The sequence below is a fragment of the Candidatus Njordibacter sp. Uisw_039 genome, from assembly GCF_047730075.1.
Taxonomy (GTDB): Bacteria; Pseudomonadota; Gammaproteobacteria; order Pseudomonadales; family Balneatricaceae; genus Njordibacter.
Window position 1 is genome coordinate 680,425 of the sequence record NZ_CP159831.1, and the last position, 26,798, is coordinate 707,222.

The window sequence follows — 26,798 nt, forward strand, 5'->3', positions numbered from 1 at the left end:
GACTCGAGCGTTATTTAGCTCCAGAGGCGTCTCCTCATGCCCGATACTTAACACCTGGAAATACACAAAGCATCTCGAATAATAAGTTAGCTGCTGTCAGCGCTGTATTCCCTGTCGTATCATAAGCTGGTGCTACCTCAACTAAATCTCCCCCCACGACATCAAGTCCACGACAACCACGAATAATTTCTAGCCCCTGGTGGATTGACAGGCCTCCAATTTCGGGCGTGCCTGTGCCAGCGGCATAAGCCGGATCAAGCCCATCAATATCAAAGGTGATATAAACCGGCCCTTTGCCCAGCTGTTCGCGTACTTCCGCCATTAAGGGTTTGAGTGATTTATACCAGCAGTCCTCAGCTGGGACGACCCGCACTCCCTGCTCCCGGGGCCAATCAAAATCATCTGCTTCATACCCAGTAGCACGAAGACCTATCTGTACCATACGTTTGGGATCGACCAAATTTTCTTCAATGGCGCGGCGAAATGGAGTGCCGTGCGCAATACGCTCACCGAACATGGTGTCGTTGACGTCGGCATGGGCATCAACGTGAACGATTCCAACAGGGCCATACTTTTTGGCCACTGAGCGCAAAATTGGTAAGGCAATTGTATGATCACCACCCATGGTGAGTGGTTTGCAATCCTCTGCAAGAATATCGTCGTAGGCTGATTCAATAATGCCCATCGATTTTTCTATATTGAAAGTATTAATGGCAACATCACCGATATCAGCTATTTGTAAAGAATCAAACGGTGCAGCGCGAGTTGCCATGTTGTAGGGACGAATTAAACAGGATTCAGTGCGAATTTGCCGAGGGCCAAATCTAGCTCCTGAGCGGTTTGATGTGCCAATATCGAAGGGTACACCGACAAAAGCAACATCAAGATCCTGAGCATTAGGTACGTGAGGCAATCGCATCATAGTGGCAATACCGCCAAAACGAGGCATATCGTTTCCACCTAATGGTTGATTGAGTTTCTTTTTCATAACTACACCTTCTTAATGGTTTTTACTATCAAGCCAATTGCCAATGAGGCTGCGATGACGTTGCACACCAAAAGTCTCAAATTTTCTGGCTTAAACTTACGGAAGTTTTCATATCGATTCCGATATGGCCCTGCCACGCCCTAATAAGGCATGGGATGCGCTTTATGGGCTTTGGCAATATCATCGAGACATTCATTGCTTAGCTCAACATCTGTCATTTTGAGAATATGCTCAAGCTGTTCATGACGTGTTGCCCCAAAAATCGCAGAACACATGAAGGGTCGAGTAAGGCACCATGCAAGTGACATATGTACAATATCGACGTCATGTTTGGCTGCAATTGCCATATAAGCATCAACTGCAGGCCAAACCCGGTCTGTGGTGCGGCCACCCAAATCTGGTGAAAGTGATTTGCGAGATCCTTCGGGAATAGCACTATTTTGATATTTACCGGTCAACAACCCCGTAGCCAAAGGTGAAAATGTGATCAATCCGACATCTTCATTCACACTTAGCTCGGCAAGGTCAGTGTCATAAAGCCGGCACAAAAGCGAATACTCGTTTTGGATTGTTGCAACACGAGGCAAACCACGATCTTCTGACAAACGTAACCACTGAGCTGTTCCCCAGGCGCTTTCATTAGACAGCCCAAAATGTCTTATATTGCCCTTATCGACCTGTTTTTGGAGAGCTGCCAGGCAATCTTCCATATTGGCGAGTGTATTGGCCTTATTCTGTAAAGCGGGATTATAATTCCAGTTTTTGCGAAACATATATGAGCCACGATTGGGCCAATGAAACTGGTAAAGATCTATATAGTCGGTTTGCAGCCGGCGTAAATTGCCCTCGATTGTCTCTGGGATGGTCTTTGAGGATATCGCAGTCCCATTGCGCACGTCTTTAAGGCCTTCACCGGAATGTTTAGTTGCCAAAATATAGTCACCCCGACGTGACCTATTTTTAGCATTCCAAGTGCCTAGTATCTCTTCTGTTTTGCCGGTGGTTTCTTTTGCAATAGGGTTGACTGGGTACATTTCTGCCGTATCGACGAAATTTATGCCATTTCCAAGTGCACAATCCATTTGAGCGTGGCCTTCGGCCTCAGACGTTTGAGTACCAAAGGTCATGGTACCAAGACATAGCTCGGAAACCATGACCCCAGTGCGACCCATTGGATTCATTTTCATTTTCATTCTTCCCGTGTTAATTCTCTTTGATCGCCATCATTGCACTGAACATATCAATTCCAGCTTGTAATTTATTAAATTCCAAATCTATGAAACAGACCAACGTTCGCGTAATTAATTGACTGATTGGCAAGCGCCTAATTTAACAAGAAATAAAAATGCTTGGTCAGTCAACTTCGGCCACTGCCTGCTGAGCAAAGAATGAGGTGTCTTTTGGCACTTCTGGTAACAGGCATAGTCCATTATTTCCACATACACTAGCAGTGTTATTGGCTATTCGCGTGTGAATTTCCAAGTCTGTTGAAAGTGCTGTGTTAGTCCTGCAAATGTAACACTAAACGGCGTAACATGCCTTTTAACAATTGCTGTTGCTCTACGCTATAATCAGCTAAAACTTTTTTTTCATGGGCCTTTGCCTGCGCCAATAGATCTGCAACCAGGGTTCGCCCCTTGGGTGAAATAGTTATTTTAACGGATCTCTTATCAGCATCATCTTTTTGCCGTATTAACAACTTCTCGCTTTCCATTTTAACCACTAGTTTAGATAAAGTTGGCTGTTTAAATAATACCCTTTGGTTGAGTTGGGTTAAGGTCAGGCCGTCTTCGTCAGACAAGCTTGCGAGTATGCGCCAATAATTGGTTGACCAGCCTTGAGCTTGAATTTGATGATGAAATTGTTCGCTCACAAGGTGGCTCGAGCGAGCTAAGAGGTAGGCTAAGTAGTCATCTATAAAACTGAAAGGTTTTGTCATATTGGTAATTAAACTTCATATTTTGTTACATATTAGAGTAGTTGTATTCATTTTCATATAAAAATGTGTATGCTATGCTGGCAAAAGCATAATGTAATAGGGTACGTAAAACATGTTAAATGATCGCATTGAAGCGCCTTGGCTTGCAGCTTTTGAGCAAACCTTAGGGTTGTGTGGTTTGGTGGCAGGTGATTCAGTGGCCATACTGTCAGAGACCCAGTCTAGAGAAATACTACTGCAGTTGGCAGAACTTGCCCTAGTGCGCATGGGCTGCTATGCATTCCACGTGCGCATACCTACACCCCCATCGGAGGCGCCTGTGCCTGTGAGATCCACAGGCGCCTCCAAGGCCTTACAACATGCTGGTCCAGCCATTAGTGCGCTGGCAGGCAGCACCTTAGTGTTAGATTGTACCGTGGAGGGGTTGTTGCATGCAGCGGAATTGCCGCAGATCTTACAAGCCGGAGCGAGGGTGCTCATGGTGAGTAACGAACACCCTGAAATACTTACCCGTTTGGCACCTGATCCGGCTTTAACACCCAAGGTTAAAGCTGCCACTAAGCTCTGCAAACAAGCCAGTAAAATGTTGGTGACTTCAGAGGCTGGTACGGACCTTACGATTGACATCAAAGGTGCACCTACGGCGGGGGTGTGGGGCTATACCGACCGCCCTGGCACCTTGGCTCATTGGCCTGCAGGGGTAGTGGTATGCTTCCCTAATCAGGGCACTGCCAACGGCACTCTAGTGCTGGATGTGGGGGATATCAACCTCACCTTCAAGCGGTACTTGGAGCGGCCTGTTACCCTCACCATAGAAAACGACTTTGTGACCCAAATAGATGGGCAGGGTACTGACGCGGAGCTAATGAGGCGTTATTGGGCCGCTTGGAACGACAAAAACGCCTATGCTGTCTCTCATGTTGGCTTTGGTATGAACCCTAAAGCAAGGTATGAAGCACTCACCATGTACGATCAGCGAGACACTAATGGTACGGAGCTGCGTGCCTTTGCAGGAAATTTTTTATTTTCTACTGGTGCCAACGAGTTTGCTGGCCGCTATACAGAAGGACACTTTGACTTGCCAGTGCGTAACTGTACCATCCACTTAGATGAACATTGCGTCATCAAACGGGGCCAGCTGCAAGGCGACATTGCGTGAGTTGGCGTTATGTGTGTCGTGGTAAAGTGGGCCCAGTGCTGGTGTGTTTGCATGGATTAGGCGGTAATGCCAGCTCCTTTGAGCCCCAACTTAGTGGCTTGAGCCATGAGTTGCAGGTATGGACCTTAGATTTGCCTGGGTATGGCGAATCTGTGCCCTTGTCAGTGATGGATTGGGATCATTTGGTATTGGGTTTAAAACAATTTTTAGACCTGCATCACCTGCATACAGTGCACCTTTTAGGTCATTCGTTTGGTGGCATGCTGGCGCAAGCATTTGCTGCTCAGCACTCTGACTATCTGGCAAGTTTAATCCTTTATTCGACAAGTGCAGCATTTGGTTCAAATGACGGTGATTTTCAACAGCAGTTTATTGCATCAAGGCTAAAACCATTGGATGAAGGCGCCAGTATGCCGCAGTTGGCTGCCGCCTTGATTACCCCCTTGCTAGCACAACCTAGCCTCCCAAAAGTGCGTCAGGCCGCCATTGATTGTATGGCGCAAGTGCCCAGCCGTACCTACAGACAAGCCATTAAGTGCATTAGTGCATTTGACTGCCGCCACAACTTACCCCATTTGAGCATTCCCACGTTATTGCTAGCGGGTGCCGAAGATACTGTTGCCAGTGCAGCTATGATGGAACGATTGGCTAGCAAAATCCAACATGCTCAGATATCTGTGTTACCTAACGCAGGTCATCTTGCAAACCTAGAACAGCCCAACCTATTTAATCAACAGGTGAGTGATTTCATTACCCCACACGACCATAGGCAAGGAGTTTAAGATGCAAGCCGATCAACCAATGTTTGATGCCAAAGCATGGCAACTTACTAATCAACAACAAGACCTAACTGCTCGGGCTCGGCACATAGGGCAACATAAGTTCGCTGGAAGAGCTGCTGATTACGATACTCGTGCGGCGTTTCCAACAGAAAATTATAGTGACTTATTCGATGCTAACTTAATGGGCATTTGCATCCCCAAAGAAGATGGTGGTGAAGGGGCTAGTTTTTTAACATACGCACTAACTGCAGCTGAAATTGGGCGCTATTGTGGTGCCACGGCACTCACCTGGAACATGCATGTGTGCTCAACCCTCTGGAGTGGTCTATTAACTGACGATTTGGAGATGGACGAGCCAACACGGGTACTACATAAACACAACCGAGCGGTACATTACCAACGAATACTCACTCAAGGTGCAATCTATTCCCAGCCCTTTTCAGAAGGCGGCGCGGCCGCTGCTGGGGCAAAAGCATTTGCAACAGTGGCTCATAAGGTTGATGGTGGTTGGCGAATTAATGGTAAAAAGATTTTTGCTTCTTTGGCTGGTCACGCCAATTATTATGGTGTTTTATGCACAGAAACAAGTGATCAAGCCACTGAACTAAGCCGCCGTAATACAATCTATTTAGCTATTCCAGCCATGTCCAATGGTGTAACTGTAGAGGGCCAATGGGACCCAGTAGGTATGCGTGGCACCGTATCCCGCACGCTCATTTTTGAAGATGTGTTTGTGTCTGAAGATGCAACCCTAATGCCATCGGGCATATACTTTCAAGCGGCTAAACGTTGGCCGCACATGTTTATGACACTCACGCCAAGCTATATGGGCATTGCCCAGGCCGCTTATGACTTTACCGTAAAATACCTGCGGGGTGAGGTCGATGGTACTGGCCCCGTTAAGCGGCGTCAGTTTGCCACCAAACAAATTGCCGTAGCGCAAATGCGTATTATGTTGGAACAAACAAAAACCCTTTGGTTTCAAGCCATGAGTGAGGCGTGCGCCAACCCCAGCAAAGACCAACTACTCCGCGCCTGGGTGGCACAGTACACTACCATGGAGAATGCCAATGAAATTGCCCAGTTGGCTATTCGCACTTGTGGTGGCCAGTCCATGTTAAAGTCCCTGCCATTAGAGCGCTTGTATCGCGATAGCCGGTGTGGCTCTCTGATGCTGCCTTGGACTGCAGAACTGTGCCTCGACATGCTCGGTAAAGGTTGCCTCTATGAACGTGGGGAGGCAGACGATTAATGTCCAATATATCCAATTGGATTGATGCGCACGCGCGCTTTACACCAAACAAGCTTGCTGTTATTGATCAGCAACAGCAATACACCTATGCAAACTTAGCCGATGCCATAACTATCGACGCCTGCATGCTCAAACACACTCTGCGCGTTGGGCGTGGTGATCGGGTGGCTTATTTAGGCTTAAATAGCGTTGAATTCATTAGCTTGATGTTTGCATGTGCGCGTTTAGGGGCTATTTTCGTGCCCCTTAATTGGCGTTTAGAAACCCCTGAATACGATTATATTTTAAGTGATGCCAGCCCCAAAGCGTTAATTGTTACACCTAAATTTAAGCACCAAGTTGATGCCCTCAATGATGCCTACCCAGACTGCTGGTTTGTGCTCCAAGACGCACAATCGGCAGGGGTAAATAAACCCACCTCCAGCACAGAAAGCTGGCATTCCTATAGTGCCTTAAAGCAATCCTATGATCGCAATTTGAGCAGCTACAATGCACATGTAGACTTAAACACCCCGCTATTGATTGTTTATACATCCGGTACCACAGGGTACCCAAAAGGCGCAGTGTTAGATCAGAAAGCGCTGTTTTACAACGCCCTTAACAGCCAGCATATGCATGGCATGAGCACTAGCGACACCATTCTTACTGTGCTGCCTATGTTTCATGTTGGTGGGCTCAACATACAAACATTGCCAGCCTTTTATGTGGGCGCTACGGTTATCCTGCATGCGCGCTTTGACCCAGTGCAAACACTCGCCGCCATTCATCATCACAAGCCAAGTCTCACCGTTCTAGTGCCTGCAACCTTATCAGCCTTGTTGGCACTGCCTCAGTGGGACACTACAGACCTTTCAAGCCTGCGTAGCATCACCAGTGGGTCATCTATAGTGCCTATAGACCTTATTGAGGCCGTTGCCAGCCGTGGTTTGCCAGTGCAACAAGTGTATGGCCTCACGGAAACATCACCTATTGCAGTATATCAAACAGCAGAACAAGCCAAGACCCGGTTTCACAGCACTGGTGTACCTGCCTTGCATTGCCAGATGAGCTTGGTGGGGCAAGGCGGTGTGCCCGTTATCGATGGTGATGTGGGGCGTATTCTCATTAAGGGCCCCAACGTTTTATTTGAATACTGGGGTAACCCAGAGGCAACAGCGCAGGCCCTAGATAACGGTTGGTTTGATACGGGCGATTTAGGCCACCTAGATCATGATGGGCATTTGATTGTTGATGATCGCGCTAAAGATATGATTATTTCTGGTGGAGAAAATATTTACTCAGCTGAACTGGAGGTGCACTTAAACTGTTTGGAAGGTGTGCTTGAAGCGGCGGTAGTAGGTAGAAAAGACCCCAAATGGGGTGAAACGCCAATAGCCATTGTGGTACTGGCACCTGACAGTTTGCTTGACAAAAGCATCATATTAAAAAGCTTTATAGGTCAATTGGCACGTTTTAAACATCCCAGTGCGGTTATTTTTATGCCTAAATTGCCACGAAATGTGATGGGTAAAGTGCAAAAATTTTTGCTACGTGAAATGATCCTTACAGAAGCCAAAAACCCAATATAAATTAAATCTTAGTATGTAGAAAATAATCTTTTATTTGTTTCAAAATTGGTATGAGTGATGTTGCGATTGATATTATTTGGCGCCCTCAAGTAGGCCCATCACCACATTCTGATATCAGTTACAAAACACTAGCTACTGGAGCGAACACACTAGCATGCAAGTATCTTTAGGACGACATCACTTAAGCCCTAAAAACCTCCCAGATGCTGTTGCAGTTTTAGAAGCTTAATGTATAATCACGCCCTCTCTTCGGAGAGGTTCATCCTGCATGCCGTGGTGGTGGAATTGGTATACACAACAGACTTAAAATCTGTCGACTTATGGTTATGCGGGTTCAAGTCCCGCCCACGGCACCACTTAGGGGATAATCTAGTGCACCCTGTTGCAAAATCTAGTTATCAAACCAATCTTGTAGTTTCTCTTCTGTAGACACTTTTTCCTCTTCACTTAATTTTTTCAAAGCAAACTTATTCAAACTGGTTAAATGGGTTATGCCCTCGCTTAACGCAATGGTTGACCAATAATAAGACTTCTGGAAACTTTGAGCTGTACCTCTGCCTTCAAAAAAACGTCGTGCTAAAAATTCCATCGCTGCTGGGTCACCACTTTTGGCGCTGGTTTCAGCAAGAATTACTGGTTCACTTTGCTGTGTTGTCATTGATGTGCCCTAGCATTTTAAATTCTATACAAATCGTATACTTGTTACCACTTAGTTAAGTGTAGGGAGCTTTTTGCAACAATGTAAGTATATAATATGTATAAAATGATTCTAAAAATAGCGATATGACTAGCTGTTTTTACAAAAAGTATATTTTTTGTAAAATTATATATAATCCTAGTAAGCATGGGAGTAACACAATGTCAGAATTCATAGACAGTAAAGATCAGTCAATTGTGAGCCTGTTGCAAAAAGATGGTCGTATGCCAGTTCAGAGTATGGCGAAGGCGTTAGGGCTAACGCGAGCCACAGTGACTAAGCGTATCGACAAACTAGAGGCCAGTGGGGTGATTACTGGGTATGCTGCGGTGGTGCGGGAAGATTTTTTCCATAAAAAAATTCGTGGGTGGGTGATGATTACTACTGTACCTAATAGGGAAGAAGGTGCCATTAGGGCGATGAAACTTATCTCCGAAGTAAGCAAGATATATACCACCAACGGACGCTGGGATTTAGCCGTTGAAGTTCGGGCTGCCGACCTAGAGAGCTTTGATACAGCGCTGTCGAAAATTCGCCAAGTGACTGGCGTTGAAAGCACTGAAACCAACTTATTACTCAGTTCACGTATTGGTAAGTAATTAGGTATGGTGACTTAGGCTGTATAAGTGGTTGTTTTGGCATTGCAGTTGATGCCGTAAATCTGTTTTGATGCCATGCTTTTCGCTCACTTCAAGTAGGGTTCGTGATATTGTAGAAGTGATCCCAACGGACGTATTGTTAAAACCCAGCTTAGAGAAAAATCATGGCCATAGGCGCGACCATTTATAAGGCAAATTTAAACTTGTCCAACCTTAATAGTCACCATTATGCTGATTACAGCCTAACACTAGCTAAACATCCGTCTGAAAATGAAACCCGTCTAATGTGCCGCTTAATAGCTTTTTTACATGCTGCACATGAGGACCTTGAACTGACTAAAGGCATTAGTTCCACGGAAGAACCAGACTTGTGGCAACGGGATTTAACTGGAAATATAGTGCATTGGATTGAACTGGGCATGCCAGATGAAAAACGTATTCGCCAGGCCAGTGGTAAAGCTGATCAGGTGTCTATTTATACCTATCATGATAATAAAGCCGATATTTGGTTGGAAAAAAACCGCTCCAGTCTGTCTGCCAATAAAAAAGTAAAGGTTTTTAATATTAACGTGGAAGGTGGCGCTTCCCTAGAGCAGTTGTTGGTTAAAACCATGAACTTGGGTTGTATTATTGAAGAAGAACAGATGCACTTAAGCGACGATGATCACCATATGACGGTGCAAATAACGCAAAGCTTATAACCGCTTATGGTTCACATTATTCGAAGATAGTAAGCAAAACACAAGGGATAAGTTGTATGGCCGTAGCAAAACAACTCATGGTGTACCCCGCAAATAGGCTGGAAGATTTGGCTGTATTGCTGAACCATGTGTTGAAGCTTGGGCAGCACAGTGGTTCTTCTGGGGTGCTGAGTTCAGCTCAAGTTATCGTTGAAAACACAGGTATGCAGCATTGGCTTAACACACAGTTAGCCACACAAAACGGCATTGCAATGAACATTGACTACCCTTTGCCTGGAAAATTTGTTTGGCAATTAGCGCGGCAGCTATTGGGTGATGCTCAAGTCCCTCAACAACCACCTTATCAACGAGAGGCATTGGTTTGGCGTATTGATGATGTATTGGCTAGTGAGGCTATACTAACTAACCCAGCCTTTTCTCAAGCTAATCGTTATTGGCAGTCAGAGCCCCTTGTGATACTGGAGTCCTTAGCTAAACAAGCACTTTCAGTCCCTAAAAGTCCGTCACAAACATCTGGTGACCTGCTAAAACGCTTTCAGCTTGCGAGCGCATTAGCGGATCTATTCGAGCAGTATATTCTCTACCGTCCTGATTGGCTTAATCAATGGCAAATTGAGGGTCAAGCAAAACATTGGCAAGCTAAATTGTGGGCCATTTTGTGTCGGCAAGACGGGCGTCATCCTATAGATATTCAGCACAAGTTAATACAGAGCCTTTCGCAAATGGTTAGGTCTGAACATAAAGCGCTGCCGCAGCAAATTTGTTTGTTTGCCCTTAATACCATGGCTCCTGCCACCTTGGAAGTTTTTTCGGCCTTGGCACAGCATACACAGGTGCACGTATTCCACCTTAATCCCTGCGCCGAGTATTGGGGCCATATTCAGTCTGAAAAAGCTATCGCGGCAACATATCTTAAGCATTGGCTAGCGCAACAAGACGATGAGGTGTTAGTTGATGGAGGCAATCCGTTGTTGGCTAATTTGGGTAGCCAAGGTAAGGAATTTTTCCGGCTATTACAGCAACAAGACAGCTATAACATTGATGCTTTTGAAGAAGCAGAACCTCCTAATAGTAGTGAAGATTTGTCTATGCTACAACAGCTTCAACAGGATATTTTGCACCTTGAAGATGCTCGTAAAAATCAGCAGCATAAGATTGACGCAAGCCTCGTTTTCACCAGTGGTTCCAGTGCCTTGCGAGAGTTACAAGGCTTACATGACTGGTTACTTAGCAAGTTTCAGCAAGACCCGAGCCTTAAACCCAGTGACATATTAGTCATGTGCCCACAGGTAGAAGATTACGCTGCCTATGTGGGTGCTGTGTTTGATACTCATGGACGACAGTTTGGTTCTTGGCATGACACTAATAAAGCTGAAACGCCACAATTACCTTGTTCCATTGCCGACCGTAAACCACAAGATTCAGAGCCCCTAGTGGCAGCTTACTTACAACTTTTACAATTGCCAGATAGCCGGTTTCAAGTATCTTCTATATTAGATTTACTACGCTTGCCAGCGATGCAGCGGAAGTTTGGTATAGATCCAGCAGAACTTGAAACTATTGCTGTGTGGTTAGCTAATGCATGTATACACTGGGGACTGGATGAACGTCATAAAGCAAACACCTTGGGTCAAGTGGAATCAACAAGCACTTATAGCTGGTCTTGGGGGCTTAAACGCTTGTTGCTCGGGTTTGCTCAAGGCGACCAACCGCTTAGGTATCAAGATGACTGGTTGCTGGCCGATGTAGAGGGGGACCAAGCATTGCTTTTGGGGCGTTTGATGCAAGTGCTTGAACAGTTACAAAGCCACGCAAAAAATCTCAATACACCTCGCACAGGCGCAGCATGGAGAGGCTATCTTACGGGTATGATAGATGAGTTTTTTGCCGATGATCATGGTGCTGAACGTAATGAAGAGCAGGCCAAGGAATGTTTAGCTACGGCTATCGGTAATATGGCGATGTGGGTTGAACAAGTGGATTATAGCCAAACCATCAGTTTGGAAGTGGTACGCTATAGCCTAACGCAAAAGCTTTCTGTAGCCAGCAGTAGCCAAGCCTTTATCACTGGGAAAATCACTTTCTGTTCTATGGTGCCTATGCGCAGTATCCCATTTAAAGTGGTAGCAATGCTGGGCCTTAATGATGGGCAATACCCGCGGCAATCTAAACCATTAGACTTTGACTTGATGGCTCAAGAAGAACGCAGGGTGGGTGACCGTTCCCGTCGTGGAGATGACCGCTACTTGTTTTTGGAAGCCTTAATAAGTGCTCGATCTTGTTTATACTTGAGCTATCAAGGCACCGATAGCAAAAATAACTCGTCGCGCCAGCCGAGTTTGGTTTTGTCAGAATTAATGGACTATCTGAATAGGGGTTATGGTTGGAACTTTAACCAAACACAAACAGATTCACAGCTTCGTCTATTGCCTTTGCACAGTTTTAGCGAGGATAATTTTAAACCACTATCTATCCCTAGTTTTGAAACTTCTTGGTTACGCTTGCTGCAAGCGCAAAGCGCTGAGGACAAACCCGGTATGGTAGAGCCTTTCCCTCATATAAAACCAATCACTATTAGTGATTTAGTGCGTTTTTTAGAAAACCCTGGCCGCACCTTTGCTAATCAAACTTTGGGTTTATATTTACACGATTATGACCTTGAGCTAGAGGACGACGAACCTTTTAGTAGCTCCAAATTAGTTGAATATAAGCTGCGACAACAAATGTTAGCGGCGGCATTATCCCATGAGCCAGAGGCGTGTAAGGCTGTTAGAGAAGAATATCAATTGAATGGACAGTTACCAGAAAGTCATCTTGCAGCCAGTATTATTGATGCCAGCCAAGAGCAAGCCGAGGCGCTGGTGGATGAACTGAAAACACTAGCTTATGAGCAGGTAGAAAAGCATCGGGTTTCAATGTGTATATCAGGTATAACCATAGAAGATCAATTACCCTTAACAGGTGATCTTGCTGATGAAAACAGTCCTCTAAAAGCCATTCTAAGCAGGCCCAGTAAGGCAAAACCTAAAGACAGGCTTACCCTTTGGCTGACAAGTTTAATTGCTCAGGTGGCTTTTGAAAAACCTGTTGTTGGTGTATCGGTACACTTAGAAAAGAATTTAGAACTCCATGGGTTGGCTGACGCTGCAGGTCAGTTACACAAAGTTATAGCGCTTTACAAGCTGGGTTTAACCCAAGCTTTACCGTTAGATGCTGAACTAGGTCAGGAATTACTGAAAGTAGGCCCACAAGACATAGATAAGCGCCGTGGTAAGTGGCAGAAAAAATGGTACCACCATAAGTATAGCCAAAGCTTTGATTTCTCAAGCGATCCATATCGACGTTGGTTGTGGCCACAAACCCCCGTATTTGATGATTGGCATGAGCAGTTTGCCGAAGTGTATCAGCCCATGGTTGATTGCATTAAAGAGGTGAAACATGCCTAACCTAGATCTAGCAAATATACCGTTACAGGGCCGCCACATCATCGAAGCCAGTGCTGGTACGGGTAAAACCTACAGCATAACGCGTATCTATTTGCGTTTATTGATCGAGAAAAAAATACCTGTAGAACAAATATTATTAATGACTTACACCCGCGCTGCCACGCAAGAACTTCGTGGGCGCATAGAAGACACGCTACGTGAAGCACAATTAAGCTGGGGTTTAAATGAGCAAGAGTATTGGCAACATCTCTACCAACAGGTAGAACCTCAGCAAGCGCAACTGTTGTTACACCAAGCATTGCTCAACTTAGATCAAGCAGCCATATTCACCATACATGCGTTCTGTGGTCGTGCCTTGCAACAATATGCATTTGCTAGCCAAACGGGATTGGAGGTAGTGTTAGAAACCAATACCCGAGACCTTGCCTACACAGGCTTACAAGACTGGTTGCGGGTGGTAATGCATCAGCCAGTGTTATACAGCCAACTGGAACAACAGGGTTGGCACACTCCAAAAGGCTTCTGGGACGCTTTTAGTGGTGCACTATTGAGCCAAACTCCAGTGTTTGCTGCTAATGTGGAACCGTGGCATCAGGCATGGCACATCAATAAAGCACACGTTCGCGAAAACTTACTCGATTTAGAAACACAAATAATCGAAGCCACCATGGCTGATGCTAAGTCAAAGGCGGCTCGCTTAGAACAATGGCAAGATTTGCTCAACTGGTTAAGTACCAAGGAATTTGGACCAGCCTCAAAAGACAACCTAGCGTGTCTACATGGTGGCAGATTAGGCAAGGCACCAGAATTAAAACCCATTATTAAGGCTTTGTCCCAACGTATTAATAACGAAAGCTTCAACAAGAACTATTGGGTTTATGCCAACCAAGCTGCAGTAGCACCTCTCGTTTTAGAAGCAGTCCAGGTGGTTAGGGCGGCTTACCAACAAGCTAAACAAAAGCAACAGATCATGGAATTTGATGACCTGGTGAGGCGCTTGTCTGAGTGTGTCAATGAGCTGGAAAGTGCAGCCCTTGTAGACGCTTTAAGGCTGGCCTATCCCGTAGCGTTGGTTGATGAGTTTCAAGACACCGATGGCCATCAATATGCCATTTTGAACCGCCTTTATGAACAGTCCAGCAATGACACAGCTCTGTTTATGATCGGTGATCCAAAACAGGCTATTTATGGTTTTAGGGGAGGTGATATCCACACCTATTTAGCAGCAGCGCAGGCTACAGATCATCGTTGGCACATGGACACTAATTGGCGTTCTAGTCATGCTATGGTGGCAGCCTATAATCGTTTGTTCAAGAAAGGTGCGGGCCAGCCCAAAGTGTTTGGTAGTGGCATTAATTATACGCCTGTTAAAGCCAGTGACTTTGCCACTGCAAATGTAGCCAACAACCCTAAAGCTTCAGGTGTGGCGTTAACCTATGTGTGGTTGCCTACGGAGCTCTTAACCAATGAACGTAAGCACCAACACATTGCCCAATGGTGCGTTGGTGAAGTACAAAATATATTGCAGCAAGGCCATTTTAAAGCTAGCGATATTGCCTTGCTGGTGCGTGGTGCTGGCGAAGCGCAGGCTTTGCAAACGGCATTAAAGCAAGCCCGTTTAGCCAGTGTATACATTAGTGACAGAAGCAGCGTGTATGCCAGTGCAGAGGCTACAGAAATGGTGCGTTTGTTGAATGGTTTGTTGCATTGTGAAAGCCAACGGCAACTTGTGCGTGCCGCAAGTACCCATTTATGGGGTGGCAGCACCGCATTGTTGGCCCAGTTAAGCCACGATGATCATTGTTTAATAGAAGTAAGAAGTCAAATGATGCAGTTGCGTCAATTGTGGTTGAGGCAGGGTGTAATGGCCCTTGTAATTCACCTACTCAAACAATGTGCCGTGCCCCCTGCCCACAACAAAGAACGCTATATGACCAACATGGTGCAATTAGCAGAATTGTTACAAAAGGCATCTAATCAAGCAAGTTCCGCACTTTTACTGGTGGAATGGCTGCAACAGCAATGTAACGAAGACAATGCCGACAGCAGTGCCGAATTACGTTTAGAAAGTGATGCCAAGTTAATTCAAATTGTTACTCAACATGGCTCTAAAGGGTTGGAATACCCAGTGGTATTTATCCCTTTTGCCAGTCAAGCAAAGGACCCGCTCAAGCGTGGCAATAAACATGTTCAATTGTTTCCCTATTACCACCCACAAGAACGCTACCCAGCGTTAATGATAGGTCGGGATGTTGCTGTTTGTGATCAGGCTACGTTGGCATCTGAAGAAGAAGCCTTGCGGCTATTATACGTTGCAGTTACCCGAGCTCAGTATCGGTGTTACATCCCAGCGAGTGATTTCACTAACGGTGAACGGTCTCCGTTAGGGCAAGTGGCTTTTTGGCACAATGCTCAAGCCGAACAAGCCAAGCAAGCCACTTGGCCAGAGGCCTTGGCTAAGTTAACTAACCCTAAAGACTCTGAATTACTAATCATCGAAGAAGGTTCGGTGCAGGCACCCTTAAGCCAATGCACTATAACCGATGCAGCCGAAGTCCTAGCTGCTCAAAGTTTTAGCGGCCATATCGATGCCAATAACAATCTATTATCCTACAGTGCTTTGGTGCGCCAGCTTAGTTATGGCTCTCACGCACAGCAAATGAGTGTTAAAGACCGTGGTGATGGCAGTAGCCAGTTGGTTGACCCTAGCCAAAATATTACCTCCAACGAATTACGCTTCACATTAGCAAAGGGTAAAAACAGTGGATTGTTGCTGCACGATATTCTTGAACAGGTGGATTTTTCGCAGCCAAGCTGGCCTAGTGCTATGGACGTACCTTTGGCAAAATACCATACCATGGTGGGCATTGGCGAAGATGATGCTAACAAGGTGGAGTGCTTGCAGCAGTGGTTAGAAGAATGCATAGGGGCGTCTATACCGCCTATTAATGCCACTGGCAGTGTAGCATCGGATAAGCGAGCGGGGTTCACTTTGGGGCAACTATCACAACAGCAAACTTTAAGAGAAACAGAGTTTTACTTCCCGCTACAGCAGGCTAAGCAATCTACCTTGGCACAAATATTGAGCCGGCATCGTGGCGGTTTACCCACGGCATTGCCAAGCCATCCAGTGCTCCAAGGCATGATGCACGGGTTTATAGATTTAGTGTTTGAATATGATGGCCGCTTCTTTTTGGCCGATTATAAATCCAACCACCTAGGCGATCACCTTGAAGACTATCACCAGCAAGCCATGTTAGAGGCTAACCAACATCACTATTATGATCTGCAGTATTTAATTTATAGCTTAGCTTTGCATCGGTACCTTGGTCAAAGAGTCCCCAATTATGATCCAGTTGAGCATTTTGGAGGAGTGTACTATTTGTATCTCCGAGGTATGGCGCCCAAAGTGACTTCAGGCGTATATGCTAAGGCCATTAGTATCAAGGAATTGAATGACCTCGATCACCTGTTTGCAGGAGAGGCGGTATGATGGTATCGAACGCTCAACTACATACTGATTACGTGGGTTTGGAAGCTGTTGATAGGTTTTTAGCTGCTCAATTGTGCCAAAGTCTTGGTAGCCAATGTGCTGTGATGCAGCACTTGATTATGGCCTTGAGTAAAGCGCTGCGCAACGGCCATAGTTGCCTACCTTTAGCCGATATTGCCGGCCAAACATATTGGTCTACAACTGGTGAAACAGGAACAGGTATAGCGCCTGTGCCGGGTTACACCTTTGCTGCCGTTGGGGTGCTGATGGATAGCGCCCAGAGCTACCCTATTACTGCAGGCCATGCAGCGCCGTTAGTGTTAGAAAACGCACGACTGTATTTGCGAAGGTATTGGCATTACGAGCAGCAAGTAGCGCAGCACCTATTACAGCGGATGCAAAGCCATCAGTTGTCAAAACAACAACAAGTAAAGGCAAGTGATGTGTTATTACAGCTGTTTGAAGAGCCACTTGAAGCCCAAATAAATTGGCAGGCTCAGGCTGTCCAAGAGGCATTAGTGCGTCAGGTCAGTGTTATTTCTGGTGGGCCAGGAACAGGAAAAACCTACACTGTGGCACGCCTGTTAGTGTCATTGCAGGCTGTCAATGACACCTCGTTAACCATCGCTATGGCTGCACCAACGGGCAAGGCGAAGCAGCGTTTGGTAGAATCTATTAATTTTGCGAAGAGCCAACTGTTAAAGCAAGGTATAGACAAGGCTCTCATTGACAGTATTCCGGATACAGCTCATACCTTACACGGCTTGCTCGGATTACGTCCTAACAGCTACTCGGCTAAGCACCACAAGGGTAATCCACTGCCCATCGATCTGTTGCTAGTTGATGAAGTCTCCATGGTGGATTTGCCCATGATGGCACGGTTGTTAGATGCCCTTCCAGAACATTGTAAACTTGTGTTGGTAGGCGATGCAGAACAATTGCCTTCGGTGGCTGCTGGATCAGTTTTGGCTGACATTCCGTCTGCAGCTATCAGTTATTTGCATAAAAGCCATCGCTTTGAAGGGCAGGGTGGTATCGGGCTGCTGGCAAATTGTGTGATGCATAATCAAGCAGAAAAAAGTTGGCAGGTGTTGTTAACTAATAAGGACCTTAGTTTAATACTAGAAGAAGAGTTTCAAATCTGGCTAGAACAAATGTGTGATCAATATTTTTTGCCCATGTTGAAAGCCAAAACTTTAGATGAGGCATTTATATGTTTAACCCAGTTCAGAATTCTTGCAGCCACCCGCCAAGGAGAGATGGGAGTAGAGGGGCTTAATGAACAAGTTGAGCGTTTGTTGAGCCGACGTTCGTCGCAAGTAAGGTTGGGACAAAACTACCATGGTAAACCCGTTATGGTGACTAAGAACCACCATGGACTAGGTTTATTTAACGGCGATATTGGTATTGTTTGGGCTGCGGAAAATGGCCAGCTTAATGTTTGTTTTTTGCAGTCACAAGAGGTGCGCAAAGTGAACGTTGGTTTGTTGCAAGACTTAGAAACCGTTTATGCCATGACCATTCACAAAACCCAGGGTTCAGAGTTTCAACATGTAGCTCTTGTGGTGGCCCCACAAGCCGAGCGCTTATTATCTTCCCAGCTACTTTATACAGCTGTCACTCGTGCAAAAATGACGTGCAGCATTAAAGTAAGTCAGTCAGTGTGGTGCAAAGCTGTGAGCAATAAGACCCAACGTTGGTCCGGACTTCGGGCGTTACTCAGTCGCTAAATTAATCCGCTAAAATTCGGGAAATACTTTTTCCTATACTATGGAATAAAGATAGTGCCCGTGGTGCAGGAACCAGTGAACGCTGCCGTGAGTCTGCCGTGGCATCAATATTCAGGTAGTCTGAATCAATCAACACTTGGATTGATTTACGCAGGGTGTATCGTGAACCTAGGTGCTTTAAACTCATGCCATCTTCCATAAATACGTGTCGACCATGGCCGTATTCGCGAGTGACGTGCTCTAGAATTTGTAATTCCCGGTCTGCTAAGCCTTCTGTATCATCTTCTTGTACGCTGGTGCGAATAAGATTTGAAACGCGTAAGGCAATATTTGAATAGCGGTTCATGGTGGCATTCCTTTCATATTAATCAAATATATCATTTAAATGATATATTTGTTTTTATCTATAAACCAGTTAATAGATAATATTTTTTGTAACTATTATTTGAAAGGAACTATCAGATGTTATTAACGAAGTATTCGAGTGGCTAAAATCTGCTCAAAAAGTAGGTTTAACTGCGGATCTTCAAGTTGCAGTTTGAACTCTTCTTGGTTAGCGATTGCGTACGTTTGTTGTCGCACTGTTAAGTATGGTTCGGCCCCCTGTGTGAGGCTAAAGGACACGTTAGGGAAACGCTTTAAGCATTGGTTAAAGAAGGCCATATTGTTAGCTACCGACATACGTTCTGCACTGGGGTACACCTGATCTAAACTTTGCGCGTGGATATTTATTTTTTGATAACGTTCAATATTAACAAATACCATAGGGTCAAATACCTGCATGCCTTTTTGATTGCCCGTTACACTAGTTAGTGGGAACTGACCCTTGGGTACGCTGTTGTCGAAAAAAGTGAACTCGTAGCGTGGACTAGTATGGGCCAACCACTTAAATATGAGTTTAGGGATGCCTTGGTAAGCTTCCACACTGTGCCCCAAAAAGTCCTCCACAGATTTGTATCGGCCACGTTGTTGACCTCGTATCCACCCTCGTTCTACGGTTTCCTCTGGCGGTGTAATAACAAAATACATGTACATTATATGAGCATATTTGGCATAGGTGCCATGTAACACCTTTTGTACCTGCTCTGTCGAAAAGCTGTCGAAGCGAAAGCGATCCACCAAAATATTGGGAATGGTTTGGTTTTGTTGCCCCGTGCGTCTAATGTAGCGGTCTAGCTTGCCGTCAATAATGTTGACTTCGTTGCTAGTAAAACGGCCTGAATACTTATAATGGGGGCCAAGCGATTCATAGTCTAATAACTGGCGGCGCCAAATGTCTGGGCTAATAATGCCGTATAGGGAAGACTCAATACCTCGTTGCCCCATAGTTTGTTTCAATAAAGGCCTTAAGGTGCTTTTACCTGCTGCAGAGGCACCTTTTAGACTGATGATCACAGGTTTTTCTACCCGTCGTAATAGTTGGTAGCCATTGGCGGCTACAGCCGAATCGATGGCCGGCTCGATTAACTTTCCAACCATAAAACTACCGTAGTTGTTAAGCACATGGCGACAAATGATACGGCTCATAAAGCCCCGATCATTGCCTATCAAACCTCGTGTTGAGGCCACAGAGCCAAGTATTTGATAGCTGCTTTTGTAGACCGCTTTAATCAGCGGATCTGCATGGGCAAGACCTGAGACTTTAAGTTGGTTAATGGCTTTAAATTGAATTTCTTCGCCGCTGAGCAGGGGTTTTTTAATAACTGGCTTTTTCCCCCAAGGCCATAAGCCTTTTTTTATCGCTGGAGCAGGTTGTGGATTTAACATTACTTCTTCAGCTAGCAATCGATCTACTTCTAATTTCACCGCAACGGATAAACTTTGGAACTCAGCCTCAATGTAGTCGTATAAAGGCGCAATGTGCTGATCTAAAATGTCATTAGTGATACGCCGGAAATTGATGCCAAAGTCTTCTTCGTGCTCAGCCTCCGGGATATGGATATTGGCGCCCACTCGCACAATAAGCTCGTGCATCACCAAACGCCATGAAGTGAAGCCAACCAAATGTTCTGGTTTAAGGCCTGTTAGGTTGGCGATTTCCTGCACTTCATCGTAGCTGGTATAAACGTTTGGGATTTGAAAAATAGTTTCTAGAGAACGTAGTTGCCGCGGTAAATTGGCGCTCAATCCAGGATTCCATGCGCTGTATTCTTGTTGTTTTGGCATCTGACGCATCTAGACTTGTATCGGTAACCACATTTATAGCAGATTTTACCAACTACGTCAGTGAGAACGCTGCCCTCTGTCGCTGCACCTCTGCGCTGTCAAACTGCCATCTTTGTCTTTGCAAGGGAGGCACACCAAACCCTAAACCCTTTAAAAAACCTTAAATAGCCCCCATTAACTGAAGGCAAATATCCTCCTAGACGCTGTTGATGACCCAATATGACTTACGCCTTAGAAATTAACCAGCTACACAAAATTTATGACAATGGCTTCGAGGCTCTAAAAGGCATCAGCTTAAAAGTTGAAGAGGGCGATTTTTTTGCCTTGCTTGGTCCTAATGGAGCTGGTAAATCCACTACTCTAGGTGTGGTGTGTTCCTTAGTTAATAAAACCAAGGGTTCGGTTAAAGTCTTTGGCCATGACTTAGATATAGATGTAAGCAAAGCTAAATGTTTGATGGGCGTGGTGCCACAAGAATTTAACTTCAACATGTTTGAGAAAGTTCAGGACGTGGTGGTGCAGCAGGCTGGGTACTATGGTATAGCTCGCGATGAAGCCCTCCGGCGCACTGAGCAATTGCTTAAGCAATTGAGCTTATGGGACAAGCGTGATGATGCATCCCGTAATTTATCCGGTGGTATGAAGCGTCGCTTGATGATCGCCCGTGCTTTAGTTCACCGGCCTAAATTACTTATCTTAGATGAACCTACTGCTGGCGTAGATATCGAACTTCGTCGTTCTATGTGGGAGTTCCTTACGCGTATCAATGAACAAGGCACAACCATCATCCTCACCACCCATTATTTGGAAGAAGCCGAAAACCTGTGCCGTAACATTGCCATTATTGATCAGGGCGACATTATTCAGAACAGCCCTATGAGAGAACTGCTAAAAACCATCAATACAGAAACTATAGTGCTGGAATTGCAAAAGCCTCTTGCACAAGCTCCACAAGTGCAGGGCTATCGTTTGTTGCTAGTCAATGACACATACATTGAAGTAATCCTCAACCAAGGGCAAGACATTAACAGTGTGTTTGTAGCCTTGTCAGCTGCAGGCATACAAGTCACCAGCATGCGTAATAAGACCAACCGGTTAGAAGAATTATTCGTGAACCTAGTTACCAGCAATAAGACCGATTTGAAGGGAGTGAGCGCCTAATGTCTAGTTATGAAATCTATATAGCTTACTCAACCATTGTGCGCAAAGAAATCCAGCGTTTTATGCGTATTTGGGTACAAACCCTATTGCCACCTTCCATTATCATGGTGCTGTATTTTATTATTTTTGGTAATTTAATTGGTAGCCGTATTGGCCAAATGGGTGGCTTTGATTATATGCAGTTTATTGTGCCAGGTTTAATTATGATGTCGGTCATTACCAACTCCTATGGCAACGTAGTGTCTTCGTTTTATAGCACTAAATACCAGGGCAGTTTAGACGAAATGTTAGTGTCGCCTATGCCTAATTGGGTGATATTGGCAGGTTACGTCACTGGCGGTGTGGCTCGCGGTTTGGCTGTGGGCACTATAGTCACAAGTTTATCGTTATTCTTCACCCAGCTCGAAATTTATAATTTTGGCATCATTGTATTAGTGGTACTAATGACCTCCATTTTGTTTAGCTTGGGTGGTTTTGTTAACGCAGTATTTGCTAACAGTTTTGATGATATATCCATCGTTCCAACCTTTATCCTTACCCCTTTAACCTACTTGGGTGGTGTGTTTTATTCTATCGATTTATTGCCCAACTTTTGGGCTGGAATGTCGCAACTCAACCCAATTTTATACATGGTGAATGCCTTCCGTTATGGTATTTTGGGGGTTTCTGATATCCAAGTTGGCTATGCGTTATTGGTTATTAGTGTGTTTATTATTGCCTTATTTAGTTACTGCATGTACCTATTGAATACGGGCAAGGGCATTCGTAAATAATAGCCCTGCCTTGGAGAAAATGATGCAACAAAATGACTTTATAGAAGCCTCACCTTTAGGAGATAAAAGCACCTATGTTAATGAGTACGCACCCAGTCTATTGTTTCCTATTCCGCGCAACACGCCATGGCAGCCAGAATTTTTGTCTCGGCCGTTTTACGGTATTGATGTTTGGAATGCCTTTGAGGTGTCCTGGCTTAATAATAAAGGATTGCCGAAAATGGCTCTGGCCGAATTTCGTATCCCAGCTGACAGCCCTAACATAATTGAAAGCAAATCCTTTAAGTTGTACTTGAATTCCTTTAATCAAACCAAGATGGCTAACGCACCGCAAGTGCAGCGTCACATGGCTGCAGACCTATCTGCTGCAGCGGGGGCGGAGGTTAAGGTCACTTTGTATAGCCTGCGTGATATGGCCATGCCGGTTTTGCCTACCCCAGGCACAAGCATTGACCAGCAAGATATAGAAATAACAACGTACACGCCAGACGCTAGCTTGTTGTTGTCGGATGTTAAGATCTATCGTACGGAAATTTTGCACAGTAACTTGCTTAAAAGTAATTGCCCTGTCACTGGTCAACCAGATTGGGCAACCTTAGTTGTAGAATACGAAGGGCCCACAATTGATAGAGCGGGCCTACTGGCCTACATAGTGTCTTATCGCGAACATGGTGATTTCCATGAGCAATGTGTAGAACAAATATTTCTCGATATAAAGGCGCAGTGTAAGCCTGGTCAACTTACAGTGTATGCCCGCTACGTAAGGCGCGGTGGCTTAGATATTAACCCTTATCGTTCTACTCGACCCTTGGCCCCTAGCAATCACCGAACCCAACGCCAATAGCCCTTTATAGGAATTTTTATGGAACTATTACACGGTTTACTCAATCGAGCTTCAATTCAGAGACTGGAATCTCCAGGGCCAACGGCAGCTCAGTTAGAGGTGATGCTGCAAGCAGCTCTGAGAGCACCAGACCATGCAAATCTTAAACCTTGGCGCAGTGTTATGGTCGCTGGTGAAGGTCTTGAAAAGCTGGGGCAAATCCTTCAACAAGCGCAGCTAGAACGGGATCCAGAAAGCGATTCACAAACATTGGAAAGGTGCATAAAAATGCCTAACCGTGCGCCCAGTATCCTAGTATTAATAGCCAGCCCAAAAGCACACCCTAAAGTGCCTACAGCCGAACAAGTGCAAGCCACTGCAGCTGCAGGGCATGCGATGTTACTTGCCGCCTATGCGCAGAATATTGGAGCGGTGTGGCGTACAGGTTGGGTGGTAAGTCATCCCATGATAAGGCAAGCGTTTGACCTACAAGAGGCTGAAGAAATTATTGCTATGATTTATATGGGGACTCCTTCAATAACACCTAAACCAGTACCTATAGTGAGCAGTCAAGAATTTATTAAACATTGGCATTAATGCGTTGAATTTTATTGCTTTTTATCTAGCAAAAGCATAAGATCTTCGCCTTCAAATGGTGAGGTGTCCGAGTGGTCGAAGGAGCACGCCTGGAAAGTGTGTGTACCGCAAGGTACCCAGGGTTCGAATCCCTGTCTCACCGCCATTTCTCTTAATGTCCCGTCATAGGGGCGTTTCAGCAGTTTTAAGCGTACATGTGTGTGTAACATTGCATATGGAGCTACCGCTTTATGTACTGCCTTCAAGTCCGAAAATCGACCTATCAATTCTGCCGTCGTGTACCTATTGATTTACTCAGTCAGTTTCCTAATCTGACTATTCGTCACTCTCTGCAAACTAAGGATTTTTCCGAAGCAAAGCGGCGACGAAACACACTGCTGGTTCACTATGATAATGAGTTCCAAAGACTAAGAGCTGACAAGTATTCCTCCCCTAGATTGGCCTCTAATTATTTTCAATCTAAGCCGGTGGCTGAGGTTTCTCAATCTGCTCCTCAACTGTTTATTTCAACTAAAAACACTGAACTCTGTGAAGTTATATCTCTTTCGGACTTGTCTACTTTTTACATGGCCAAACTAAGCCTTGGGGGAAATAAAAAGACAATCCAAGACTTCTCATCTTCCATCGATGTGGCTCTCCAATACTTTGGGTTGGACACAGAAGCATCAGCCATAAATCGCTCAATGGTAAGGGAGTTTATGTTGTTCCTAACAAGAATCCCTGTTCGCTTCACCTTATCCAAAAAGACAAGAGGGCGGCCTATTCAAGAGGTTGTTGAAATAGCTGACAAGCTCAATATGGAGAGGTCATCGATATCGACAGTAAATAAGCGGCTTGACGTGCTCAGCGCAGTATTTAATTATGGCCGTGAGGAAGATAAGGTGTCCAAGAACCCATTCGTTAACCTGCGCATGAAGGAAGTGAAGAAGGCCAAAAGTAAGCGGCAGCCTATGTGTGAGCAAGACTTGGGTAAGTTGTTTAGTAACCTTACAAAAGGCTCTGAGGACTTCTGGGTGACCATGATAGCTGCATATCAAGGAGCTAGGCAGAATGAGATTCTCCAGCTTAGGCGCGAAGATATATATAGGGAACGTGGTACATGGGTAATTTCCTTCCATGATAGGTTTGATGATAACAGCCTCAAAACAGAAAGCTCTGTCAGGGTTGTGCCTGTGCATCACCACCTTGTTAGTTCAGGATTTGCTGATTGGGTAGCAATGATTGGCGCAGGCGAGAGGCTATTTCAGACCGCTTCGTTAGGTATTTACGGGAACTATTCACAGACCTACTCCAAACATATTAATGCTGTATTCAGAAGCCTTGGAGTCACTAATCACTTCCACAGTCTAAGGCATAGCTTTAGAGATGCGTGTCGTGAGGCTGAAGTGGCTAGTGACATTGCAGACTATCTGGGTGGTTGGTCTGGTTCTACTTCAGTGAGTCGCTCATACGGCTCGCTAGAGTTCAGTTTAAGCCACATGAAGCGGCAGCTGGACAAAGTGTCTTACCCTAACTGATGCAGGTGTGACAATCTGCAAAGGGTTAAGCAGCTGCTGGTAACTGCAGAGGCGTAGGGTTCAACCAAGCCAATAATAGGTTTCTCATACGTTGGCTAGGGATGAAGATGGTGATGGGCTGACCATCTCTGATAGCGCTACGGAATATCCACTGGACTAACGCCGACAATGCGAACTGGTCTTGGTCGACTTTAACACCTCGAGATTCAATGAACGTTTTTACAATTGGAACCATATACAGGTTAATCATATAAGCAAGGTTGGTCCTGTGACGATGTTCGTTGGTAGCTCTAGCATTGCAAGAAACAAATCCCTTTGAATAGCCTGCTCCCTTGAGTTTTGATTTCTGGGCTGAATAACAAGTCCACATTGAAAGACCAGCTGGACCGGACACACGGTTCTTGTAGTAGTTGTAAATCAAGTTATGTATGCCCTTGAGGACATCACCATTTTGGTTTTTATACCACGTAGCGCTGAGTGGGCAGCTATTTCGTCTTGTTTTGGAGATGTCACCAATGGCATTTAACTTAGGGTCATCAATAATAGTGACGAGCTGTTTCATCTTTGCCCGCAGAGGACTCTCATCAACCATTACATGTGGTCCTAACTCAAAGTTATGAAGTGTATGGATGTTAATTTTATACCCAGCAGCCTTGGTATAAGCGTCCATAACGCTTCCAGTCCAAAGGTAGGTTAGTATCCAGACTTCATCGAATGATGCCAAGAAGTCAGTAGGAAATATCCAGAAGTTAGACGTATCCTTGAAGCGGTATAAGTTGCCGTTTTCACATAACAACTTTTCTCTATCGAACCTCCCCTTGTAGTTTGGTTCGTTATCGCTGTTCCAAAGTATGCGACCGTCATCAGCTATCGATATGAGGTTGTAGTTATACAACATCTTGAAGTCGCTCTTGGAAATATCTTTACATTGTTCCACGCACTCTAGGGCTTCATCTATGAATAAAAGGTATCTATGCTTTGATACTAAATCGTAGGTGGTTCTGTTGACTCTTTTCCAGAGTGAATGGGTGGTGACTATATTAGCACCAGCTTCGAGTAGCTCATGAAGGTTATCAGTTTTAGATTGGCCGTGAGCAACGGGAGATACGAAGTCAGCCATAGGGCATTCTTGCTTGAATCGTTTTACCTCTTCCAAGTATGGGGTGACAATGATGATTCTTGGAGGTGTGATGTCGTCAAATATTGATGACATACAGTTATTGATGGTATTTATAAGCCAAGTGGATTTGCCTTGGCCCATCATCGCATCAACCACATTGATGAGAGGTTTGCTGTCGTTGTAATGGGTGAAGTTGAACATGTTTGGTCCTGTTATATTGATATTAATTAACCGTTTTATTAAACTAAAAACAGCTAAAATTTAGGTCAACCCCCTTATTTCAGGGG

21 protein-coding genes and 2 tRNA genes are annotated in these 26,798 nt (G+C 45.1%); 16 read left to right on the forward strand and 7 right to left on the reverse strand.

Going from position 1 to position 26,798, the window contains the following annotated elements; all coding sequences use genetic code 11:
* Positions 1-34 precede the first annotated feature (34 nt).
* The 3 genes from speB to ABXT70_RS03275 form a co-directional block, all read right to left on the reverse strand.
* Positions 35-988 carry an agmatinase gene (gene speB / locus ABXT70_RS03265; protein ID WP_443641749.1) on the reverse strand — a complete coding sequence of 318 codons (954 nt, stop codon included), beginning with the start codon at positions 986-988 and terminating at the stop codon, positions 35-37.
* 140 nt (positions 989-1,128) lie between these two features.
* Positions 1,129-2,175, reverse strand: coding sequence for an aldo/keto reductase (locus ABXT70_RS03270; RefSeq protein WP_443641750.1), 1,047 nt, complete (start codon positions 2,173-2,175; stop codon positions 1,129-1,131).
* Positions 2,176-2,489: 314 nt separating this feature from the next.
* Complete coding sequence (locus ABXT70_RS03275; protein WP_443641751.1) at positions 2,490-2,861, reverse strand: MarR family winged helix-turn-helix transcriptional regulator; 372 nt, start codon at positions 2,859-2,861, stop codon at positions 2,490-2,492.
* A gap of 178 nt (positions 2,862-3,039) precedes the next feature.
* On the opposite strand from ABXT70_RS03275, the gene ABXT70_RS03280 reads away from it, so the two are divergent.
* The 5 genes from ABXT70_RS03280 (at position 3,040) to ABXT70_RS03300 (ending at position 8,044) form a co-directional block, all read left to right on the forward strand.
* Positions 3,040-4,086 (forward strand): 2,5-dihydroxypyridine 5,6-dioxygenase, encoded by a 1,047-nt coding sequence (locus ABXT70_RS03280; RefSeq protein WP_443641752.1) that lies wholly within the window; start codon positions 3,040-3,042, stop codon positions 4,084-4,086.
* Positions 4,083-4,868: an alpha/beta fold hydrolase gene (locus ABXT70_RS03285; RefSeq protein WP_443641753.1), complete on the forward strand. Its 786-nt coding sequence runs from the start codon at positions 4,083-4,085 to the stop codon at positions 4,866-4,868. Before ABXT70_RS03280 ends, ABXT70_RS03285 begins: the two co-directional genes overlap by 4 nt.
* A 1-nt stretch (position 4,869) precedes the next feature.
* Complete coding sequence (locus ABXT70_RS03290; protein WP_443641754.1) at positions 4,870-6,120, forward strand: acyl-CoA dehydrogenase family protein; 1,251 nt, start codon at positions 4,870-4,872, stop codon at positions 6,118-6,120.
* On the forward strand, positions 6,120-7,688 hold the full coding sequence (locus ABXT70_RS03295; protein WP_443641755.1) for a class I adenylate-forming enzyme family protein: 1,569 nt from the start codon (positions 6,120-6,122) through the stop codon (positions 7,686-7,688). The genes ABXT70_RS03290 and ABXT70_RS03295 overlap by 1 nt, the downstream gene beginning before the upstream one ends.
* Before the next feature lie 270 nt (positions 7,689-7,958).
* A tRNA-Leu gene (locus ABXT70_RS03300) sits at positions 7,959-8,044 on the forward strand.
* A 35-nt stretch (positions 8,045-8,079) separates the two neighbouring features.
* Here ABXT70_RS03300 and ABXT70_RS03305 read toward each other — a convergent pair.
* Positions 8,080-8,346, reverse strand: coding sequence for a hypothetical protein (locus ABXT70_RS03305; RefSeq protein ID WP_443641756.1), 267 nt, complete (start codon positions 8,344-8,346; stop codon positions 8,080-8,082).
* Positions 8,347-8,546: 200 nt separating this feature from the next.
* Here ABXT70_RS03305 and ABXT70_RS03310 point away from each other — a divergent pair, with 200 nt between their 5' ends.
* The 5 genes from ABXT70_RS03310 (at position 8,547) to ABXT70_RS03330 (ending at position 18,354) form a co-directional block, all read left to right on the forward strand.
* Positions 8,547-8,984: an Lrp/AsnC family transcriptional regulator gene (locus ABXT70_RS03310; RefSeq protein ID WP_443641757.1), complete on the forward strand. Its 438-nt coding sequence runs from the start codon at positions 8,547-8,549 to the stop codon at positions 8,982-8,984.
* Positions 8,985-9,148: 164 nt separating this feature from the next.
* Positions 9,149-9,685: a YaeQ family protein gene (locus ABXT70_RS03315; protein ID WP_443641758.1), complete on the forward strand. Its 537-nt coding sequence runs from the start codon at positions 9,149-9,151 to the stop codon at positions 9,683-9,685.
* 56 nt (positions 9,686-9,741) lie between these two features.
* Positions 9,742-13,131 (forward strand): exodeoxyribonuclease V subunit gamma, encoded by a 3,390-nt coding sequence (gene recC / locus ABXT70_RS03320; protein WP_443641759.1) that lies wholly within the window; start codon positions 9,742-9,744, stop codon positions 13,129-13,131.
* Positions 13,124-16,624, forward strand: coding sequence for an exodeoxyribonuclease V subunit beta (recB, locus tag ABXT70_RS03325; RefSeq protein ID WP_443641760.1), 3,501 nt, complete (start codon positions 13,124-13,126; stop codon positions 16,622-16,624). Before recC ends, recB begins: the two co-directional genes overlap by 8 nt.
* Positions 16,621-18,354: an AAA family ATPase gene (locus ABXT70_RS03330; RefSeq protein ID WP_443641761.1), complete on the forward strand. Its 1,734-nt coding sequence runs from the start codon at positions 16,621-16,623 to the stop codon at positions 18,352-18,354. Before recB ends, ABXT70_RS03330 begins: the two co-directional genes overlap by 4 nt.
* 1 nt (position 18,355) lies before the next feature.
* Here ABXT70_RS03330 and ABXT70_RS03335 read toward each other — a convergent pair whose 3' ends face one another.
* A complete protein-coding gene (locus ABXT70_RS03335) occupies positions 18,356-18,700 on the reverse strand; it encodes a hypothetical protein (RefSeq protein WP_443641762.1) in 345 nt (114 codons plus the stop codon).
* A 122-nt stretch (positions 18,701-18,822) separates the two neighbouring features.
* Complete coding sequence (locus tag ABXT70_RS03340; RefSeq protein ID WP_443641763.1) at positions 18,823-20,520, reverse strand: hypothetical protein; 1,698 nt, start codon at positions 20,518-20,520, stop codon at positions 18,823-18,825.
* 219 nt (positions 20,521-20,739) lie between these two features.
* Between ABXT70_RS03340 and ABXT70_RS03345 the strand changes: the two genes are divergently transcribed.
* The 6 genes from ABXT70_RS03345 (at position 20,740) to ABXT70_RS03370 (ending at position 25,391) form a co-directional block, all read left to right on the forward strand.
* Positions 20,740-21,681: an ABC transporter ATP-binding protein gene (locus ABXT70_RS03345; protein WP_443641764.1), complete on the forward strand. Its 942-nt coding sequence runs from the start codon at positions 20,740-20,742 to the stop codon at positions 21,679-21,681.
* Positions 21,681-22,454: an ABC transporter permease gene (locus tag ABXT70_RS03350; RefSeq protein ID WP_443641765.1), complete on the forward strand. Its 774-nt coding sequence runs from the start codon at positions 21,681-21,683 to the stop codon at positions 22,452-22,454. Before ABXT70_RS03345 ends, ABXT70_RS03350 begins: the two co-directional genes overlap by 1 nt.
* Positions 22,455-22,473: 19 nt before the next feature.
* Positions 22,474-23,298 carry an NADPH-dependent 7-cyano-7-deazaguanine reductase QueF gene (queF, locus tag ABXT70_RS03355; protein ID WP_443641766.1) on the forward strand — a complete coding sequence of 275 codons (825 nt, stop codon included), beginning with the start codon at positions 22,474-22,476 and terminating at the stop codon, positions 23,296-23,298.
* A gap of 18 nt (positions 23,299-23,316) precedes the next feature.
* Positions 23,317-23,874, forward strand: coding sequence for a nitroreductase family protein (locus tag ABXT70_RS03360; RefSeq protein ID WP_443641767.1), 558 nt, complete (start codon positions 23,317-23,319; stop codon positions 23,872-23,874).
* A gap of 57 nt (positions 23,875-23,931) precedes the next feature.
* A tRNA-Ser gene (locus tag ABXT70_RS03365) sits at positions 23,932-24,019 on the forward strand.
* An 85-nt stretch (positions 24,020-24,104) separates the two neighbouring features.
* A complete protein-coding gene (locus tag ABXT70_RS03370; RefSeq protein WP_443641768.1) occupies positions 24,105-25,391 on the forward strand; it encodes a DUF6538 domain-containing protein in 1,287 nt (428 codons plus the stop codon).
* A gap of 25 nt (positions 25,392-25,416) precedes the next feature.
* Here the strand turns inward: ABXT70_RS03370 and ABXT70_RS03375 are convergent, their stop codons facing one another.
* Entirely contained in the window at positions 25,417-26,712 is a 1,296-nt protein-coding gene (locus ABXT70_RS03375) for a hypothetical protein (RefSeq protein ID WP_443641769.1), read from the reverse strand.
* Between the last annotated feature and the right edge of the window lie 86 nt (positions 26,713-26,798).